The sequence below is a fragment of the Telluria sp. ZB2R32 genome, assembly GCF_059685715.1.
This window is the reverse complement of sequence record NZ_JCASIG010000001.1, coordinates 116061-132861: the sequence shown is the minus strand read 5'-3', so window position 1 is coordinate 132861 and position 16801 is coordinate 116061. Positions and strand designations below refer to the sequence as shown.

Here is a 16801-nt window from a genome sequence, read left to right as displayed (position 1 = left end):
GGGGAAAAGATCATGACACCACGCTTTCTGAAACCGGCCGTGCTGGCCAGCGCCATCCTGCTGGCCGCCTGCAGCACCACGCCGACCACGACGCCGCAATTGGACCAGGCCCGCGCCGATTTCGTCGCCGCCAATAACAACCCGCAGGTGGCGAGCTACGCGCCGCTGGAATTCAAGCAAGCCAGCGATGCGCTGAATGCCGCCAACATGGCTGCTGCCAAGAAAGAAAGCCTGGACGACATCGACCGCCTGGCCTATGTGGCCAAGCAGAAGATCGCCACCGCCCAGGAAGTGGCGCGCGCCAAGGCGGCCGAGGCGAACATCGCCGACGCCGCGCGCCAGCGCACCGAAATCACGCTGGAAGCGCGCACCGCCGAAGCCGAGCGCGCCAAACGCGAAGCCGCCGCAGCCCAGGCCGCCGCAGCCGCAGCCCAGCAACAGGCGGCAACGGCCCAGCAGCAGGCCGCGCTGGCCCAGGACCAGACCCGCATGATCGCAGAACGCGCGGCAAAACTCGAAGCGCTGCTGGTCGAGCTGCATGCCACCAAGACCGAGCGCGGCATGGTCGTCACCATCGGCGACGTGCTGTTCGCCACCAACGAAGCGAACCTGACCCCGAACGGCATGTCGACCCTGCGCAAGCTGGCCGACGTGATGGCGCAGAACCCGGAGCGCTCTGTGCTGGTCGAAGGGTTTACCGACAGCACCGGCAGTTCGAGCTACAACCAGGACTTGTCGCAGCGCCGCGCGAATGCGGTGGCCACGGCCCTGGGCGGCATGGGCGTGCCGCGCGAACGGATCGCCATGAAGGCGTATGGCGAAGCCTTCCCGGTGGCCGCCAACGATACGGCGCCGAACCGCCAGCTGAACCGCCGCGTCGAGATCGTGCTGTCGAACGACAACGCGCCGATTCCGCCACGCACGGCCGCGCGTTGATCTACTGAGCTTTTTTAAGGAAACGTCATGGAACAAAGCAAGACGCCCCTGGCGCATGGCTTCGACGTCGAGGCCATCCGCCGCGCCGCGGCCAACCTCGACGACGGCGCCGTCACCGCGGGCTACGCGGCCGACCGCGAAGCGGTCATCGCCATGCTGAACGACGCGCTCGCCACCGAACTGCTGTGCGTGCTGCGCTACAAGCGCCACTACTACACCGTCAGCGGCCCCAACAACGGCGCCCTGAAGGCCGAGTTCCTCGAGCACGCCCAGCAGGAACAGGAGCACGCCGACCGCATCGCCGAACGCATCGTGCAGCTCAACGGCTCGCCGAACTTCAACCCGGCCACGCTGACCGCACGCAGCCATGCCGAGTACGACGATTCGACGGACACGCAAGCGATGGTGCGCGCCGACCTGATCGCCGAGCGCGTCGCCATCGAATCCTACCGCCAGATGATCCAGGCGATCGGCGACAAGGATCCGACCACCCGGCAGATGCTGACCGAGATCCTCGCCGTCGAAGAAGAGCACGCCGACGACATGCACGATTTCCTCGTGCCGTAATGTAGTTTGACCACCCAACACCAACAACAGGAGTTCACCATGCTAGACACCACCCGCACCAGCCGCGCAATCGACAACACCATCGACAGCGCCAGCGCCGACATGAAAGTCCTGATGAAAGACGCGCAAGCGCTGCTGACCGCCGCCGCTTCGATGACCGGCGAAAAGGCCGATGCGCTGCGCACGCGCGGCATGGAGTTGCTGGACCGCGCGATGGGCAAGGCTGGCCAGTATCAAGGTCAAGCAGTCATCAAGAGCAAGGAACTGGCCGAGACTGCCGATGTCTATGTTAAAGACAACCCATGGCGTACCGTAGCCGCCGCGGCGAGTGTCGGCCTGCTGGTCGGCATTTATCTGGGTCGTAAATAATTCGCGCCGGAGAGAACGCCATGGAAAAGACAGAAACCGTCGTGCATGGGCCTGGACTCATGGGCGGCATCTCCGGCCTGGCAAAGAACCTGTTCGGCCTCATCGTGTCCCGCGTTGAACTCGCGGCGCTCGAGATGTCGGAAGTGCGTAACCACGCGATCGAACTGGTGGCGATCTTTGCCGGCGCCATTCTCGCAGTGTGGTTTGCATTGGCCTACGGCACTGCGACGATCGTGATGCTGGCCTGGGATAGCTGGGGCTGGAAGATCCTGCTGGTGATGTTCCTGGTGTTTCTGGTGATCACGGCCGTACTCGTGATGCGCGGACTGGCGCTGCTCAAGCAGGGCAAGCTCGCCTTCCCGGAAACGATGCGGGAACTGCGCAACGACCGCGATGCGCTGATGTAAAGCGGCCACCTACAGGGGAGAGAACATGGAACAACACGACCATAAAAAGCATCACGACGAGCCGACCGGACTGGCTGGCCACAAGCACAGCACCGACCCGGTCAAGCGCAAGGCCGAGCTGCTGCGCGAAGGCGAGTTCTATCGTGCCGGCGTTACCTATGCCAAGGCACAGGTAAAGCACGGCGCGCGGCCCGAAGTCATGCTACATTCTGTCATGGACCACGCAACGTGGGCTTTGCGGGCACGAGCTGATGCTCTGCTGAAACCCACGGGAACGAGCGTGTCGGTGCTGCTGCCATACGCGATGACCGCATTCAATTTCGTGCGCCAGCGCCGCATGGGCAAGCAAGCAGTGGCGGGCGCCGTGTTGATGGGCGTTGTCAGCTGGTATATGAAGAAAAAGCGCGCCCGGCAGGAAATCTGAGGCAAGCCGATGGCGGCGCCGGTCGCCATCCGGATGTTTTTTCGGTAGCGCAAGCCTGTTGCTTGCTGCTACCGAATGCATTTGCAAGGCGAAAGACTGAATGATTGGTAGCGGCTGTATTCGTTATAAATCGTTTATGCGATGGGGCGCCGGGCTCCGTCACCGGAGCCGATGGACAAAGAATATGGTGGGGCTTGAGCGGCGTCGCAATCATTGATTGGACGCCGTCTTTTTTTGTGCGCGGCTAGCGTGTCTGCGTCGCCGCCTGCGTTCCGGCCTCGGCGCGTGCGCTCGCCATTTCTTCCTTCCATGTATCTTGCGCCGCCTTCAGGCAGCCCTGGCGCTGCGCCGCCGGACCCTGGCGGCAGGCGTTCTTCGCTTCGTCGAGCGCCGCGCCGATTTCTTTCTGGCGCGTGCGCCAGCGCTGGCCGCTGGTGGCATCCTCGCGATACCAGCGCGCCGGATCGCCGCGCGCAATTTCCTGGGCCTGCTTGCTGGCCGCGGCCGGCGCAACCATGGCGTCGTTGCTCTTCGGCGCAGGGGGCATGTCGGCGCCGCTCTGGGCGGCGGCGATGGCGCCGGCCGACGCCAGCAGGGTAGCAATCAGGTGCTTGATTCCGGTATGCATTCTCATGTTTCCCTCCACAAAATAGAAACGGGCCGGCATGGCCGGCCCGTTGCTTCAGGCAATGTACACGGCGCAGCGAGTGCTCCCACGCCGCCGGCGTGGCGCCCGGTACGATGTGCGCAAGGCGTTGCCGACTGGGGCGTTCACACTCGCTCCGTAGCGATCAGTGCCGACGAATTAGTACCGATACACGCGGCCGTCGACCAGGCGCACGCGGTTGCCCACGCGCAGGTCGTAGACGCTGTCCTGGACCACGGTGCGGTATTCGCCGTTATCCATGCGCACATTGACTTGGTACATCTCCTGGCCGCCGCCTGCATTGCGGTTCTTTTCGATGTTGTTGCCGACCAGGGCGCCGCCGACGCCGCCGGCTACCGTGGCGGCGGTACGGCCGCTGCCGCTGCCGACCTGGTTGCCTGCGAGTGCGCCGACCAGGGCGCCGACCACCGCGCCGCCACCGCTGGTGCGGTTGTCGGCCTGGGTCACCTGAATCGATTCGATGGTGCCGTAGCCCATCGATGCGGTGTTGTAACCGCCGTAGTTACCGCCATTGCCGCTGTTATAGGACGGCGAGCTGGCGCAGCCCGAGAGCAGGGCGACGGCGGCAACCGCTGCGGCGGCGAAGGTACGTGGTGCTTTCATATTGTTCTCCTGGCAAATGGTGTACGCCAAGAATAGGGACCTGCCCGTAGGAGGTCTGTGCGATGACGCACTGTGTATTGCTAAATTAATATTATCGATACGACATCTCCTGTTGTGTTCGACAGCGTACAGAGTCGGACGCGCGAAGGGCGTAAAACATCATGGAGGACTACGCCACACGGAGAACAAGAATATGACAAGCAGATTAAAAAACGTCCATGCCCTGATGATCGTCGGCGCCGCCCTGCTGTGGTCGGCCCACAGCCGCGCCCAGACGACAGCGCCAGTCGTGCAGGCGGCCACGGTGCCGGACGCCAAGACCGCCTGGAACACGGCGCGCGACACGGCTGCCGCCAGCTACAAGACGGCGCGCGCCCGTTGCGACGCCGTCACCGGCAATCCGCACGACGTCTGCGTTGCCGAGGCCAAGGCCGAGCGTGTGCGTGTCGAGGAAGAAGCAGGCGCCGCCTACAAGAACACCCTGAAAGCCTATACCCAGGCGCGCATGCGCATTGCCGACGCGAACTACGACCGCGACAAGGCGCGCTGCGGGGCGGTAACGGGCAACAACCGCGATGTGTGCATCAAGCAGGCCAAGGCGACCCTGATCGCGGCCCGCGCCGATGCCACCGCGGATCGCAAGATGATCGAAGCGCGCAGCAATGCGCGTGAAGACAAACTGACGGCGGAATACCGGGTCGCACTCGAGAAGTGCGACGCGTTTGCCGGCGCGGCGAAAGACCAGTGCGTCGACGCCGCAAAAACCGCGTACGGCAAGTAACGTACCGGAAACGCTCACTTGAGCACATTGACTTTGACCATTAACAGAAAGGGATACATCATGAAAATCACCCAACGCCTCGCCACCGCCGTCTTCGCCGGCGCACTCGCTTTCACCATGGTCGGCTGCTCCTCGGGTCCACAAAAGGCAAGCGCAGGCGAATACATCGACGACAGCGTGATCACCGCCAAGGTGAAGGCTGCCTTCGCAGCCGACCCAACCGTCAAGGCGACCGAGATCAACGTCGAAACCTTCAAGGGCGACGTCCAGCTGTCGGGCTTCGTTGCCCAGCCAGGCGATGCACAGCGCGCAGTTGAGCTGGCACGCGGCGTCAAGGGTGTGACCGCGGTCAAGAACGACATCCGCGTGAAATAATCCCCGCCACCGGGCGGCGGTCCGGCAACCATTTATTTTGGCAAACACATGCATCTCGCCAGTCCTGGTTCGGCACCTGCCGATCCGAACAAGCCCGCCGCCCCGGAGGCCCCGCCGGTCATCGTCAATGAGATGACCGGCGTTGCTCCCCCCGAGGTACACGTCGAACCCGGCGATGTCACCCTGACGTCCGGCGGCCTGCGCCTGCCGATCCACGTCAACGCCCGCGGCCTGTCGCTCGGCATCATGGCCACGGTCGCTTTCGTATTCGCCCTGCAATGGGCACAAAAATTCTTCGTGCCGCTCCTGCTCGGCATTTTCATCGCCTACACGCTCAGCCCGGTCGTGCGCTGGCTCGAGCGCGTCCACATCAAGCGCATCATCGGCGCCAGCCTGGTCACGGCGGTCCTGATCGGCGGCCTCGGCGCCACCATGTACCGCCTGCAGGACGAATTCTTCAACATCATCGACGAGCTGCCGACGCTCACCCAGAAGGTGACCAAGCTGGTGAGCAGCGCCGTCACCGGGCAAGGTTCGACGATCGAACAGATGCGCCGCGCCGCCGCCGAAATCGAAAAGGCCACCGCCGGCGTCGGCGAGAACAAGGACGCACGCCTGATCCAGCGCCGCCCGACCCTGTCGCAGCCGCAGTCGCCGGCATTTCGCATCACCGACTGGCTGCTGGCCGGCTCGGTCGGCCTGGCCGCCTTTATTACCCAGGCCACGATGGTACTGTTCCTCGTGTTTTTCCTGCTGCTGGCCGGCGACACCTTCAAGCGCAAGCTGGTCAAGCTGACCGGCCCCTCGCTGACGCGCAAGAAGGTGACGGTGCACATCCTCGACGACATCAACACCTCGGTCCAGAACTACATGTTCATGCTGCTGGTGACCAATATCCTGCTGGCGCTGATGATGTGGGTGGCGCTGCGCGCGATCGGCCTGAACAATGCCGGCGCCTGGGCGATCTTCGCCGGCGTCGCCCACATCATGCCGTACTTCGGCCCGCTCCTGATCACGGTCGCCACCGGCCTGGTCGCCTTCATGCAGTTCGAGTCGCTGCGCATGGTGATCCTCGTGGCCGGCGCCTCGATGGGCATCGCCACCCTGGTCGGGATGGTCGTCACCACCTGGATGACCGGCAAGATCGCCAAGATGAACCCGGCGGCCGTGTTCGTCAGCCTGCTGTTCTGGGGCTGGCTGTGGGGCATGTGGGGGTTGTTGCTCGGGGTGCCGGTGGTCGTCATTCTCAAGACGGTGGCCGAGCGCGTCGAAGGGATGGAAGTGGTGGCGGAGTTGCTGGGCGAGTAGGGTGGGCTCCGTCCACGCGTGAACGATCAATCATCGGGAAAGTATAAAAACCGGCGCGGACCAACATGGTTTCGCGCCGTTTTACTTTGCCTTTTTACGCCTTCGTCGGCGGGGTGAAACGGTCGGGTATTCGTGGACACGTAGACGCGTGGACGGAGTCCACCCTACGGTGCCCGGCGGTTCGTAGGGTGGAGTCCTGACTCCACGCGTGAACGATCAATCATCGCGAACGTATAAAAAAACGGCGCGGACCCCATGGACCCGCGCCGTTCTGCTTCATCGAACAACCAACTTACGCCATCCGCTTCACATTCCTGGCCCCGGTCTCATGCCCCGGCTTGTGCCGCAAACTCCCCAGCTGCAGCGCATACTGGCGGGCGAACTCGGCGCCGAGGAAGAAGATCTGGGCCGAGTAATACACCCACAGCAACAGGGCGATCAGCGAACCGGCGGCGCCGAAGCTGCTGGCGGCGCCGCTGTTGCCGATGTACAGGCCAATCGCGAACTTGCCCAGGGTGAACATGGCGGCAGTGCCGAGCGCGCCGATGGTCACGTCATGCCAGGACAGGTGGATGCGCGGCAGCAGCTTGTAGATCGTACCGAACAGCGTCGCAATGACCAGGAAGCTGATGCACGACGAAATCCAGCCGATGACGATGACGGATTCTTTCCACATGCCGCCGAAGTAGTTTTCCAGCACCGCCATCGCGGCGCTGACCACGAGCGACACCATCAGCAGGAAGCCGAGCACCAGGATCAGGCCGAACGACAGGACGCGGGTGCGCACCGTGTCCCACCAGCCCGCGTCTTTCGGTACCGGCACGTCCCAGATTTCGTCCAGGCTGTCCTTCAGTTCGGCAAACACGCTGGTGGCGCCGACCAGCAGCAGCACGGTGGCGATGATGGTCGCCAGTTTTCCGCTCTCCTTGTCCTGCGCACCGGCCAGCACCGACTGGATGGTTTCGGCGCCTTCCTTGCCGACCAGGCCGCGCAATTCGTTGAGCAATTGGCCTTGCGCCGCTTCGGCGCCGTAGAAGAAGCCGGCCACGGCAATCACCAGCACCAGGATCGGCGCCAGCGAAAACAAGGTGTAGAAGGCGAGGGCGGCGCCCTTGCTGGCAGCGCGGTGCGCGAGCCATTCGGTCACCGCGCATTTCATGATGTGGACAATCTGGCGCGAGTAGGGAAACCATTGTTTTTTGTCTTTATCGACTGTATCCATACAGATTCTCCGAAAAAAGAAAAGGGGCACCTGGCCCGATCGAACGCGTGCCTGAACACGCGCTCGACCGGGCGAAGTACCCCTCAGGCCGCATCACGCCATTCCACGCAAAGCGAAATGGCGGATGAGAACTGGATTACTGGACGCGCTTTTCGATCGTGATCTGCTCGACCTCGACGCGGCGGTTTGGTTCCAGGCAAGCGATCAGCGCGGCACGGTTCTTGTCGTTGCAGGTGACGACAGGGTTGGCTTCGCCCTTGCCGATGGCGTTCAGGCGGCTGCCGTCGACGCCTTTGCCGATCAGGTATTCACGCACGGACTGTGCACGACGCTCCGACAGCTTCTGGTTGTATTTTTCCGAGCCCAGGCGGTCGGTGTAACCGGTGATGTCGACGTTGGTGATGCTGGTGTCGGCTTGCAGGGCGGCGGCGATTTCGTCCAGGCGTGGCGCCGGCATGACCAGTTTGGCCTGGTCGAATTCGAACATCTTGGTGGCCGACAGGGTGACTTTCTCGAAGCGTGCTGGCGGCGGAGCGACCGGTGCCGGTGCTGGTGCCGGAGCCGGTGCCTCGACGACTGGCGCCGGTGCCGGAGCAACGTATGGGGCTGGCGGCGGGTTGAACGCGTAGTTCACGCCGATGGTCAGGTACTTGTTGTTTGGCTTGTTGAAGCCATACAGCTCGTCGTGACGCAGGTTGCTGCGCACCGAGCGCAGGTCGACTTGCAACGACAGTTGCGGCATCAGGTCAGCCTGGACACCGATACCGGCGGTCCAGTATGGGGAGTTCTTGCTCACGCGGCGGAACTGGTTCTCTACCTTGTCGCGTTCGGCACCGATACCGACCAGAACGAATGGACGGACTTTGCTGCGCGACAGCATCAGCAGGCCGTCGACGCCGATCAGGGTCTGGCGATAACGGGCGCCGCCGTCTTCAGCACGGACGTGGGAGCCGCCGATCTGGACGTCGAAATGCTGGTTGATGCTCTTGCCGAACTTCAGACCACCGCCCCAGTCTTTATCGTCCACGCCGAAGTCCGCGTCAGGCTTCATGCCGACGATGCTTGGCTGGATGTACCAGGACGGGTTGATTTCTTGGGCCAGCGCGGTGCCAGTAGCGCAGAGCATGGCGACAGCCAGGGCGATCTTCTTCGTATTGTTCACAGGAAACTCCCATAAGTGATGAAAAGGTAGGGTGACATCGCGTGCTTTGACAGTGATGTTGGAGTGAAGAATACGAGGTGGAGTTCAACAGGGTCGGTGCGCTAGCGCACCTACACATACTGCTGAGTGACAGATTTACAACGGTTTTCAGGGGCAAAAAGCCATTCCCTTATATAGAGTGGATAAAGTAGTGTAATTTCTGCAATAAATTCACTGAAAAAATAATTGTCATAAATCGTTGTGTTTTTGCGACAAGTGGTGAGTTCGCAACAGGGTATGACTTTCCGCAAAGACATTTTTAACAAAATGCTCGCTGGAATTTTGCCAATGTGGGATGGCGCACAGACCGCCCGGTGTGACGCAGGCAATCTTGAGGCCAGTTAAGCGGAACCCGAGGTGTTGTCAGAGTGTCAGACCACACACAGCGACCCGGACCTCCCAGTCTCTCTCTCTATTTGGAGTACACCAACATGCATGCAACGACTCATCACAACGCGGTGCAAGGCGACATCGGCGCAGTGCACACTTCCAGCAATTCAGCGCTGATCGAACGCGTCCCGCCACAGCCAACCGAACGCGCGCCCATTTCGCTGGCGCCGATCGAGCGCGTGCGGTCGACTTCTGCCACGCAGCGTCGGATCGAAAACATGCAAAAGCTGATCAACGAATTGTCGACCCACGAGATGCTGGCCGACGAAATCGCCTGGTTCCTGAAGTTCTCGCCATCGGGCGCGCGCAAGTACATCCGCGACCTGCGCGAAGCCGGCGTGATCGAACTGGCGCGCTACATCGAAGGCACCGCCACCTACCTGGGCAAGGCCGTCTACCAGATCTGCCCCGACCAGGAACGCGTGAAAGCCTTCCTCGCAGCGATCTGCCAGCCGAAGCGCGAAGGCGTCGCCCCGCGCAAGGAGCGTCCTGGCCTGCGCGAGCAGAGCATGGCCGGCAGCGGCCGCCACTTCCACATCCTGGCCGACGACACCCATTACGCCATCCGCGTGAACCGCAGCCCGGTCACCCGCGATCCGCTCGTCGCCGCCCTGTTCGGCCCGGCGCCCAGCCAGATCGGCAAGTAAACCTTCCTGACGAAGCGCGCGGCGGTGGAGACCCGAAGCGCACTTTCGTAACCGACGATCGCTGTCGTCAAGCAAATGCCGCGCACCGCGCGGCATTTGTCGTTAACACGCCCATGCACGCCCATGCACGCCCATGCACGCCCATGCACGCCCGCCAAAACGGCAACGTTGAAAACCCGGCAACAGACCCCACCTGCGCTCGAAGGCGATCCTGCCGTATCCTCGCTGTATTCTTATTCTGCAAAGGAGTTCCCATGCTGCCAACTGCCGCATCCCTGGAAGGCCAGCCCGTACCGCAGGTCACGTTCAAGGCGCGCCCCGACAATCAATGGCGCGACCTGACGACGGACGAGTTGTTCAAGGGCAAGACCGTGGTCGTGTTCTCGTTGCCGGGCGCGTATACGCCAACCTGTTCCTCGACCCATCTGCCGCGTTTTAACGAGCTGGCATCGGTGTTCAGGGATAACGGCATCGACGATATCGTCTGCTTTTCGGTCAACGACGCCTTTGTGATGAACGAGTGGAAGCGCGGCCAGGACGCCGACGGCATCACCTTCGTCCCGGACGGCAATGGCGATTTCGCACGCGGCATGGGCATGCTGGTCGACAAGCGCGAGCTTGGCTTCGGCATGCGTTCCTGGCGTTATTCGATGCTGGTACGCGACGGCATCATCGAGAAAATTTTTATTGAAGACGACGGCGACGAAGAGGATGATCCCTTCCACGTGTCCGACGCCGACACCATGCTGCGCCACATCAACTCCGAGGCGCGCGCGCCGGAACCGATCGTCATGTTCTCGCGTCCCGGCTGTCCGTTCTGCGCGCGCGCCAAGGCGGCGCTGGCCGAACGCCGCCTGCGCTATACCGATTTCTCGCAAGACCAGAAGATCAATACCAGCGTGTTGCGTGCGGTGAGCGGGCACCTGACCTGGCCCCAGGTCTTTATCGGCGGACGCCTGATCGGCGGCGCGGACGAACTCGACGCGTACTTGTCCAACGCATGAACCCCCATCCATTTGCGGGAGCGGTGTAATGGAAGCCCTGTTGACCGTGTCGGCCCTGGTGGCCGCGGGCCTGCTGGCCTGGGCCGTCCCGCGCTGGCGTTTGCGGCGCGCACTGGCGCGGCCGCTGGCGGCTTCCGAACTGGCGATCCTGGAACGCAATGTCGACCAGTACCGGGCCATGGACACGAACCAGCGCGCCCGCCTCGAGCGCCTGGTGCGGCGCTTCCTGCATGAGAAAAGCTTTGTCGGCTGCGCCGGCCTCGAGATCACCGAGGAGATGCGCCTGACGATTGCGGGCCAGGCCTGCCTGTTGCTGCTGGGCGCGCGGGACGAGGCGGTGTATCCGACCCTGAGCGCGGTGCTGGTCTACCCGGGCGCCTTCCTGGTGCCGCGCCGCCAGGTCGACGCGGCCGGCGTCGTGACGGAGGAGCGCCAGGATTTGCTGGGCGAGTCCTGGGGCGACGGCCGCGTGATCCTGTCCTGGGACCACGTGCGCCGCGCGGGAATGGAAGAGCCCCCCTCGCATAACGTGGTGCTGCACGAATTCGCCCACCAGCTCGACAGCGAATCGGGTACCACCAACGGCGCGCCCTACCTGGGCAGCCAGGAGCGTTACCGCAGCTGGTCGGAAGTGCTCTCGCGCGACTTCACGGCGCTGCGCCACGACGCCTGGTTCGGCCACGAAGGCGTGCTCGACCATTATGGCGCGACCAACCCGGCCGAGTTCTTCGCGGTCGCCACCGAAGCCTTTTTCGAGCAGCCGCACCGCCTGGCCGTGCGCCATGCGGCCCTGTACGAAGAGTTCCTGAAATACTACCGGGTCGATCCGCGCGCCTGGCAGGCGCCGCCGCAACTGGAGCCGGACTACGGCGTCGTGTACGGGCAATGGCAATAGACTGCGTGCGTTTGCGTACAGAATGTGCAGCCCAGCAGGAGCAAGCTTCTGATAACCAACGATAACAACGGAGAAACCATGTCCACGATTATTGCAGGGCATTTCCAGACCCAAGACGAAGCCGACGCCGCCTCGCGGGCGCTGGCCGAGGCCGGCTTCGCCCAGGAACGCCTCAGCACCTTTTATTTGAGCCAGGCCGGCCAGCACGACATGACGCCGATCGGCGGCGATAACCTGCATTCCCCTGGCGCCAAGGAAACGCCGGTGGGTGTGGTGCAGGGCGGCGCCACGGGCGGGGCGATCGGGGCCGTGGTCGGCGCCGCCACCGCGCCGGTCACCGGCCCTGCCGGTCCGATCGTCGGCGGCCTGGTCGGCGCCCACGTCGGCTCGCTGTTCAGCTTCAGCAAGATGAAAGACGCCGGGGAAGGCGAGGAGGGTGGCCGCGCGCCGATCGAGCAGCGCAAGGCCGGCATGCTCGTTGCCGTCGCCTTCGACGATGCCGCGGTCGAGTCGCGCGCGGTGGACGTATTCCGCCGCCTCGGTGCGGTGCAGATCGAACGGGCGCGCGGCAATATCGTGAACGGCGACTGGGCCGACTTCGACGCCTCGCAACCGCCGGATATCGTGCGCTGAGCGGGGAACCGCGCAGGCCGTGGCTGCAGGCACTGCCTTGTAAACCTTGATCCATGTCAAAGGCGTCCTCGTGTGGACTCCTAGACTTGTCGCTTTCGGCCATCCGGCCGATATTGACGAGGGGATAACATGGAAGAGAACAAGGTTGCGCTGGTAACGGGCGGGATGGGCGGACTCGGCACGGCGCTATGCCGCCGGCTGGCCGATGCGGGCTTCACGGTGGCCGTCACCTATTCGCCGTCGAACGCCGCACCCGAGGGTTGGCTGGCGGCGCAACGCGACGACGGCTACCGCTTTCGCGCCTGGCGCCTCGACGTCACCGACGACCGCGCCTGCGCGGCCATGATGGCGGCCCTGTTCGCCGAACTCGGACGCATCGACGTGCTGGTGAACAATGCCGGCATCACGCGCGACGCCAGCCTGCGCAAGATGACGCTCGACGACTGGCACGGGGTGCTGCGCACCAACCTCGACAGCGTATTCCACATGAGCCGCCATGCGATTGGTCCGATGACCGCGCAGCGCTGGGGCCGCATCGTCAACATTTCCTCGGTCAATGCCAACAGCGGCGCCTTCGGCCAGACCAACTATGCGGCGGCCAAGGCCGGCATGCATGGTTTTACCAAGGCACTGGCGCTGGAGACGGCGCGCCATGGCGTGACCGTGAACACGGTCTCGCCGGGTTACCTGCGCACCAGGATGGTCGAGGCCGTGCCGCAGGAAATCATGCACACCAAGATCCTGCCGCAGATCCCGCTGGGACGGCTGGGTGAGCCGGACGAGGTGGCGTCTCTGGTCGCCTACCTGGCGTCGGATGCCGCCGGCTTCATTACAGGCGCCGACATTGCGATCAACGGTGGCCAGCACATGCGCTAATGGTCAGGACTCAGCAGCGTTTCTCCAGGCGCGTCTGGCAACCGATGCACAGGCGCGCCTCGGGGCGTGCCTGCAGGCGCGAAAAGCCGATGTCGCCGCCGCATTCCTCGCACAGGCCGTAGCTGCCGTCCGCGAACTTGGCCAGCGCCTGGCGCAGCACCTGCATCCGCGCCGCATGGTGGCCGGCGGCTTCGAGTGCGAGATCGTTGAGCAGGCGCACGGTGGCCTTGTCGGCGGGGGAGGTTTCGACTTCGGAGACGGGCAGGTCGCGCGCGCCGTCCGCCGCCTGCGGCTCGTCGGTGCGGGTGAGGGCCGCCAGCTGCGCCTCGAGCGCGGCGCGCAACTGGGCCAGCTGGCCGGCGTCGAGGGCTGTCATGGGAAGGCTCGTGCGTCTAGGTGCGGGCGGCGGGATGCCGCGCGGCGGGCCGCGGTTGAAGCCGAACATGACGCTGGTCTGGGCCGTTCATCGCGCACTCCCACATGCACTGGTGTGGGGCCAGTGTAGCGCGATGCGCGCGCCATGAACATGGGCGCACGCGCGCTGGCGAAAGTGCTTCAGGCGGGCTTGGCAGGCGCCTTGGCGGCGTCGATGGCTTTCATGTGGGTATTGATCTTGTCGAGCGCCGTGATGACCGAGGCCGCCTGGCCGGTCGCGGCGGCGCCGGCCAGTTGCAGCAGGCCGCCGACCAGTCCGGTGATGTCACCGATCAGTGCAATCTTGCGGATCTTCTCGGCCGCGGCCGTGGTCAGCGCGACCACCACCTGCTGCGACTTGCCCAGCGATTTCACCACGTAGGTGGCGGCGTCGGCATATAGCCCGTTGGCGCGCTGGCGCAGCACCAGCTCGTCTTCCAGCAAGGCACGCGCGGTGGCCTGCACGTGGGCGGGCACGATGCCGCCGTCGTAGGCGCGGATGTCGCGCATGATGCGTTCGTGCAGCTGGTCGGCGCAGGCCGACAACTGGTCCGCCAGTTCGACGATCTGCGGCACGCTGGCCAGGCCGCCGTTCGCGCTGGCGGGCGCAGCCTTGGCGACGGGGGGCGACGCCTTCGGAACGTCGGCGCTGGCGGCATCGGTCTCCTCGGGCTGGGCCTCGCGCGTGACGGTGCTGGCGACCGCGCCGGCAAAGGCATCGATCGCCATGTCGGTTGCGTCGCCTTTCGGTTTCGTTTCTTTCGCCATGTTGTTCCCCTGAAAATTATTCGCTCGCGAGGCCTTCGCGGATGATCCGCAGGTCGCGTCCGTAATTGCTCAGCATGCGCTTGACGTCGTCCTGCGTCAGCTTGTGCAGGTTTTCGCGCAGCTTCTGGTGCCCGAGCGCCACCTTGGTCAAGCCCTGCAAGGCCAGGTCGTAGCGGCGGTCGATGAGCTTGTACTCGCTTGCCTTGTTCAGGTAATGCACCTTGGCCAGCGTGACCAGCATGCGTTCGTCGCGGCCCTTGGCAAAAGGCAGCTCGACGTCGAAGATGCCGAGGATGGTCTTCTTTTCATTTTCGTTGGTCTTGTAGTAAAGGCGGGTGAGCGAAATCATCGCCTCCAGCAGCGCCTGGACATCGGCGTCGCCGTCGCGCACCATGGTTTCCACGCTGCGGTTCTGGTAGCCCGAGGCGATCACCCGCGTCAGCAGGCGCGTCAGGCCGGTATACGCGGCAATATGGCGCTGCTGCAGGCCGGATTCGGCATTTGCTTTCAGGCCATTGCCGAGGTCGTCGATGCGTTCGGTGAGGTCGTAGCGGGTGTCGCCGGCCAGCAGGCTCAGCGTCTGCATGTAGAGCACCAGCGCCTTTTGCACGCTGACGAAATCTTCGTAGACGGCGCGCCGCTTGGCGTCGTTTTCGCGCGCCAGCCGGTCGCTCGATGCGGGCAGGTAAGGCTGTTCGCGCTCGTAGGTGTCGCGGTAGCGGCGCGAAAGTTCGGAATAGCCGCCGAGCTTGGCCGAGGCATCGGCGAATTCGCGTACTTCGACCAGGCTGACCGAGCCGGTGGTCGCGGCGCAGCCGCCCAGCACCAGGTTGACAGCCAGCAGGCAGCCGGCGAGGGCAAAACGGAAGGGTGTCATCGGATCCTCTCGGACCGGCGAAATGCCGGACGGAAAGATCCCATTCTCGCAAACGCCGCTGCGGGCGGCGTTGCATTTGATCAATTACTGGAAGCGGTCAGGCGACCTTGCTACGGTCGAAGTGCGGATTTTCGATAATGCCGAACAGGTTGCCGTCCGGGTCGCGCACCGTGGCGACGCGGATGCCATCACCCACGTCCGCCAGCGGCGCGTCGACCGTGGCGCCGAGGGCTTCCAGGCGCGCCAGTTCCGCCGCCGCATCCTGCGTGCCCCAGTAAGCGGTCGCGCCCGCGCTGCCCGGTACGCCATCGGGAATCAGGCCCAGTTCGAAGCCGCCGACCTCGAAGCCGACATAGAAGGGCTGCTCGAAATAGGGCGCCTTGCCCAGCACCTGGCGGTACCATTCGGTTGCTTCAGTCAATTGCGTGACCGGATAGATGACGGTGCGCAGTCCCTGGATCATGGCGTTCTCCTTGTTAGTGAAGAGGCAATGGTGCCGCAGCCGGGCAGGCTTGTCTAGCTGTGCGTTATCAGGGATGTGTGCTGCGCACCGCGCCAGCCGAGGCCGTCGAGCGTCGCGCCGGCCGGGGTGTACTCGCAGCCGATCCAGCCGTCGTAGCCGAGCTCGTCGAGCACGTGAAACAGGTAGGGGAAATTGATTTCGCCCGTGCCCGGTTCGTGGCGGCCCGGCACGTCGGCGATCTGGACGTGGCGGATCAGCGGCAACAATTCGCGCAGCGTATTCGCCAGGTCGCCTTCCATGCGCTGCGCGTGGTAGATGTCGAATTGCAGGAACAGATTGTCGACAGCGCATTCGCGGATCACGCCGGCGGCCTCGCGCGCGTGCGTCAGGAAATAGCCGGGCACGTCGCGGTCGTTGATCGGCTCGATCAGGAGGGCGAGTCCCCGTTCTTTCAGCGCGGCGGCGGCGAAGCGCAGGTTGGCGACATAGGTGGCGTGGGCGCGCTCGCGCGGCACGTGCGGCGGCAGGATGCCGGCCATGCAATGCAATTGTTTCACGCCGAGTTCGTCGGCGTAATCGAGGGCAAGTTCGACGCTGTCCTGGAATTCGCCGATGCGGCGCGGATCGCAGGCCAGGCCGCGGTCGCCGCCCGGCCAGTCGCCGGCAGGGAAATTGTGGAGCACGAGTTCGAGTTGATAGCGGGCCAGGCGGCCGGCGATCCATTCCGGTTCGCACGCATACGGAAACTGGAATTCGACCGCGTCGAACCCGGCCTCGCGCGCCGCCGCGAAGCGGTCGAGAAAGCTGAGCTCGGTGAACATCGTGCTCAGGTTGGCTGCGAATTTGGGCATGGCGGTCTCGAATGTTGTCAGCCCGCTATCGTAGCACTGTGGCGCAGAAGTCGCAGGCGTGACCCAATCGTGCGTTCGGTCGGAGGGACGTCAGGTGGGCGGCGCCGCAGCCGCGCAACCACA

22 protein-coding genes are annotated in these 16801 nt (G+C 64.0%); 13 read left to right on the top strand and 9 right to left on the bottom strand.

Annotation, left to right across the window (positions count from 1 at the left end):
• Nucleotides 1–12 precede the first annotated feature (12 nt).
• The 5 genes from AC56LG_RS00600 to AC56LG_RS00580 are packed head-to-tail and all read left to right on the top strand — an operon-like array spanning nucleotide 13 to nucleotide 2703.
• Nucleotides 13–936: an OmpA family protein gene (locus tag AC56LG_RS00600; RefSeq protein ID WP_497164210.1), complete on the top strand. Its 924-nt coding sequence runs from the start codon at nucleotides 13–15 to the stop codon at nucleotides 934–936.
• Between the two features lie 27 nt (nucleotides 937–963).
• Nucleotides 964–1503 (top strand): ferritin-like domain-containing protein, encoded by a 540-nt coding sequence (locus tag AC56LG_RS00595; protein WP_497164209.1) that lies wholly within the window; start codon nucleotides 964–966, stop codon nucleotides 1501–1503.
• 6 nt (nucleotides 1504–1509) lie between these two features.
• Complete coding sequence (locus AC56LG_RS00590) at nucleotides 1510–1872, top strand: ElaB/YgaM/YqjD family protein (protein ID WP_497164208.1); 363 nt, start codon at nucleotides 1510–1512, stop codon at nucleotides 1870–1872.
• A gap of 20 nt (nucleotides 1873–1892) precedes the next feature.
• Entirely contained in the window at nucleotides 1893–2279 is a 387-nt protein-coding gene (locus AC56LG_RS00585) for a phage holin family protein (RefSeq protein WP_497164207.1), read from the top strand.
• Nucleotides 2280–2304: 25 nt separating this feature from the next.
• Nucleotides 2305–2703 (top strand): hypothetical protein, encoded by a 399-nt coding sequence (locus AC56LG_RS00580; protein ID WP_497164206.1) that lies wholly within the window; start codon nucleotides 2305–2307, stop codon nucleotides 2701–2703.
• Between the two features lie 244 nt (nucleotides 2704–2947).
• On the opposite strand, the gene AC56LG_RS00575 is transcribed toward AC56LG_RS00580, so the two are convergent.
• On the bottom strand, nucleotides 2948–3337 hold the full coding sequence (locus AC56LG_RS00575) for a hypothetical protein (RefSeq protein ID WP_497164205.1): 390 nt from the start codon (nucleotides 3335–3337) through the stop codon (nucleotides 2948–2950).
• A 171-nt stretch (nucleotides 3338–3508) separates the two neighbouring features.
• Complete coding sequence (locus tag AC56LG_RS00570) at nucleotides 3509–3973, bottom strand: outer membrane lipoprotein (RefSeq protein ID WP_497164204.1); 465 nt, start codon at nucleotides 3971–3973, stop codon at nucleotides 3509–3511.
• Nucleotides 3974–4166: 193 nt separating this feature from the next.
• Here AC56LG_RS00570 and AC56LG_RS00565 point away from each other — a divergent pair, with 193 nt between their 5' ends.
• From AC56LG_RS00565 to AC56LG_RS00555, 3 genes are read left to right on the top strand one after another with little or no spacing between them, the layout of a single operon-like run.
• Nucleotides 4167–4754: a hypothetical protein gene (locus AC56LG_RS00565; RefSeq protein ID WP_497164203.1), complete on the top strand. Its 588-nt coding sequence runs from the start codon at nucleotides 4167–4169 to the stop codon at nucleotides 4752–4754.
• 60 nt (nucleotides 4755–4814) lie between these two features.
• A complete protein-coding gene (locus tag AC56LG_RS00560) occupies nucleotides 4815–5129 on the top strand; it encodes a BON domain-containing protein (protein ID WP_497164202.1) in 315 nt (104 codons plus the stop codon).
• 48 nt (nucleotides 5130–5177) lie between these two features.
• The gene (locus tag AC56LG_RS00555; protein ID WP_497164201.1) at nucleotides 5178–6437 is read left to right on the top strand and encodes an AI-2E family transporter; all 1260 of its coding nucleotides are present in this window, start codon (nucleotides 5178–5180) and stop codon (nucleotides 6435–6437) included.
• 292 nt (nucleotides 6438–6729) lie between these two features.
• On the opposite strand, the gene AC56LG_RS00550 is transcribed toward AC56LG_RS00555, so the two are convergent.
• Both AC56LG_RS00550 and AC56LG_RS00545 read right to left on the bottom strand, forming a co-directional pair.
• Entirely contained in the window at nucleotides 6730–7659 is a 930-nt protein-coding gene (locus AC56LG_RS00550; RefSeq protein WP_497164200.1) for a YihY/virulence factor BrkB family protein, read from the bottom strand.
• 136 nt (nucleotides 7660–7795) lie between these two features.
• A complete protein-coding gene (locus tag AC56LG_RS00545; RefSeq protein WP_497164199.1) occupies nucleotides 7796–8821 on the bottom strand; it encodes an OmpA family protein in 1026 nt (341 codons plus the stop codon).
• A gap of 470 nt (nucleotides 8822–9291) precedes the next feature.
• Here AC56LG_RS00545 and AC56LG_RS00540 point away from each other — a divergent pair, with 470 nt between their 5' ends.
• The 5 genes from AC56LG_RS00540 (at nucleotide 9292) to phbB (ending at nucleotide 13305) form a co-directional block, all read left to right on the top strand.
• Nucleotides 9292–9897 (top strand): winged helix-turn-helix domain-containing protein, encoded by a 606-nt coding sequence (locus tag AC56LG_RS00540; RefSeq protein ID WP_192055053.1) that lies wholly within the window; start codon nucleotides 9292–9294, stop codon nucleotides 9895–9897.
• A 254-nt stretch (nucleotides 9898–10151) separates the two neighbouring features.
• Nucleotides 10152–10901 (top strand): glutathione peroxidase, encoded by a 750-nt coding sequence (locus tag AC56LG_RS00535; protein WP_497164198.1) that lies wholly within the window; start codon nucleotides 10152–10154, stop codon nucleotides 10899–10901.
• Between the two features lie 28 nt (nucleotides 10902–10929).
• Entirely contained in the window at nucleotides 10930–11796 is an 867-nt protein-coding gene (locus tag AC56LG_RS00530; protein WP_497164197.1) for a M90 family metallopeptidase, read from the top strand.
• A 78-nt stretch (nucleotides 11797–11874) separates the two neighbouring features.
• Nucleotides 11875–12429: a hypothetical protein gene (locus AC56LG_RS00525; protein ID WP_497164196.1), complete on the top strand. Its 555-nt coding sequence runs from the start codon at nucleotides 11875–11877 to the stop codon at nucleotides 12427–12429.
• 129 nt (nucleotides 12430–12558) lie between these two features.
• Complete coding sequence (gene phbB / locus AC56LG_RS00520) at nucleotides 12559–13305, top strand: acetoacetyl-CoA reductase (RefSeq protein ID WP_497164195.1); 747 nt, start codon at nucleotides 12559–12561, stop codon at nucleotides 13303–13305.
• A 10-nt stretch (nucleotides 13306–13315) separates the two neighbouring features.
• On the opposite strand, the gene AC56LG_RS00515 is transcribed toward phbB, so the two are convergent.
• The 5 genes from AC56LG_RS00515 to hyi all read right to left on the bottom strand — a co-directional run bounded on the left by AC56LG_RS00515 (nucleotide 13316) and on the right by hyi (nucleotide 16678).
• Nucleotides 13316–13681: a TraR/DksA family transcriptional regulator gene (locus AC56LG_RS00515; RefSeq protein ID WP_497164194.1), complete on the bottom strand. Its 366-nt coding sequence runs from the start codon at nucleotides 13679–13681 to the stop codon at nucleotides 13316–13318.
• Nucleotides 13682–13860: 179 nt separating this feature from the next.
• Nucleotides 13861–14487 carry a hypothetical protein gene (locus AC56LG_RS00510; protein ID WP_497164193.1) on the bottom strand — a complete coding sequence of 209 codons (627 nt, stop codon included), beginning with the start codon at nucleotides 14485–14487 and terminating at the stop codon, nucleotides 13861–13863.
• 16 nt (nucleotides 14488–14503) lie between these two features.
• Nucleotides 14504–15364, bottom strand: coding sequence for a hypothetical protein (locus AC56LG_RS00505; protein WP_497164192.1), 861 nt, complete (start codon nucleotides 15362–15364; stop codon nucleotides 14504–14506).
• Nucleotides 15365–15461: 97 nt separating this feature from the next.
• On the bottom strand, nucleotides 15462–15827 hold the full coding sequence (locus AC56LG_RS00500; RefSeq protein ID WP_497164191.1) for a VOC family protein: 366 nt from the start codon (nucleotides 15825–15827) through the stop codon (nucleotides 15462–15464).
• A gap of 53 nt (nucleotides 15828–15880) precedes the next feature.
• On the bottom strand, nucleotides 15881–16678 hold the full coding sequence (hyi, locus tag AC56LG_RS00495) for a hydroxypyruvate isomerase (protein ID WP_497164190.1): 798 nt from the start codon (nucleotides 16676–16678) through the stop codon (nucleotides 15881–15883).
• Nucleotides 16679–16801: the final 123 nt, after the last annotated feature.

Excerpts from the sequence above, each read along its gene's own strand:
- AC56LG_RS00540 (WP_192055053.1), top strand. The coding sequence starts at position 9,292 with ATGCATGCAACGACTCATCACAACGCGGTGCAAGGCGACATCGGCGCA.
- AC56LG_RS00515 (WP_497164194.1), bottom strand. The coding sequence starts at position 13,681 with ATGACAGCCCTCGACGCCGGCCAGCTGGCCCAGTTGCGCGCCGCGCTC.
- AC56LG_RS00600 (WP_497164210.1), top strand. The coding sequence starts at position 13 with ATGACACCACGCTTTCTGAAACCGGCCGTGCTGGCCAGCGCCATCCTG.
- AC56LG_RS00500 (WP_497164191.1), bottom strand. The coding sequence starts at position 15,827 with ATGATCCAGGGACTGCGCACCGTCATCTATCCGGTCACGCAATTGACT.
- AC56LG_RS00585 (WP_497164207.1), top strand. The coding sequence starts at position 1,893 with ATGGAAAAGACAGAAACCGTCGTGCATGGGCCTGGACTCATGGGCGGC.
- hyi (WP_497164190.1), bottom strand. The coding sequence starts at position 16,678 with ATGCCCAAATTCGCAGCCAACCTGAGCACGATGTTCACCGAGCTCAGC.
- AC56LG_RS00550 (WP_497164200.1), bottom strand. The coding sequence starts at position 7,659 with ATGGATACAGTCGATAAAGACAAAAAACAATGGTTTCCCTACTCGCGC.
- AC56LG_RS00565 (WP_497164203.1), top strand. The coding sequence starts at position 4,167 with ATGACAAGCAGATTAAAAAACGTCCATGCCCTGATGATCGTCGGCGCC.
- AC56LG_RS00575 (WP_497164205.1), bottom strand. The coding sequence starts at position 3,337 with ATGAGAATGCATACCGGAATCAAGCACCTGATTGCTACCCTGCTGGCG.
- AC56LG_RS00595 (WP_497164209.1), top strand. The coding sequence starts at position 964 with ATGGAACAAAGCAAGACGCCCCTGGCGCATGGCTTCGACGTCGAGGCC.
- AC56LG_RS00580 (WP_497164206.1), top strand. The coding sequence starts at position 2,305 with ATGGAACAACACGACCATAAAAAGCATCACGACGAGCCGACCGGACTG.
- AC56LG_RS00570 (WP_497164204.1), bottom strand. The coding sequence starts at position 3,973 with ATGAAAGCACCACGTACCTTCGCCGCCGCAGCGGTTGCCGCCGTCGCC.
- AC56LG_RS00525 (WP_497164196.1), top strand. The coding sequence starts at position 11,875 with ATGTCCACGATTATTGCAGGGCATTTCCAGACCCAAGACGAAGCCGAC.
- AC56LG_RS00555 (WP_497164201.1), top strand. The coding sequence starts at position 5,178 with ATGCATCTCGCCAGTCCTGGTTCGGCACCTGCCGATCCGAACAAGCCC.
- AC56LG_RS00505 (WP_497164192.1), bottom strand. The coding sequence starts at position 15,364 with ATGACACCCTTCCGTTTTGCCCTCGCCGGCTGCCTGCTGGCTGTCAAC.
- AC56LG_RS00530 (WP_497164197.1), top strand. The coding sequence starts at position 10,930 with ATGGAAGCCCTGTTGACCGTGTCGGCCCTGGTGGCCGCGGGCCTGCTG.
- AC56LG_RS00560 (WP_497164202.1), top strand. The coding sequence starts at position 4,815 with ATGAAAATCACCCAACGCCTCGCCACCGCCGTCTTCGCCGGCGCACTC.
- AC56LG_RS00535 (WP_497164198.1), top strand. The coding sequence starts at position 10,152 with ATGCTGCCAACTGCCGCATCCCTGGAAGGCCAGCCCGTACCGCAGGTC.
- phbB (WP_497164195.1), top strand. The coding sequence starts at position 12,559 with ATGGAAGAGAACAAGGTTGCGCTGGTAACGGGCGGGATGGGCGGACTC.
- AC56LG_RS00510 (WP_497164193.1), bottom strand. The coding sequence starts at position 14,487 with ATGGCGAAAGAAACGAAACCGAAAGGCGACGCAACCGACATGGCGATC.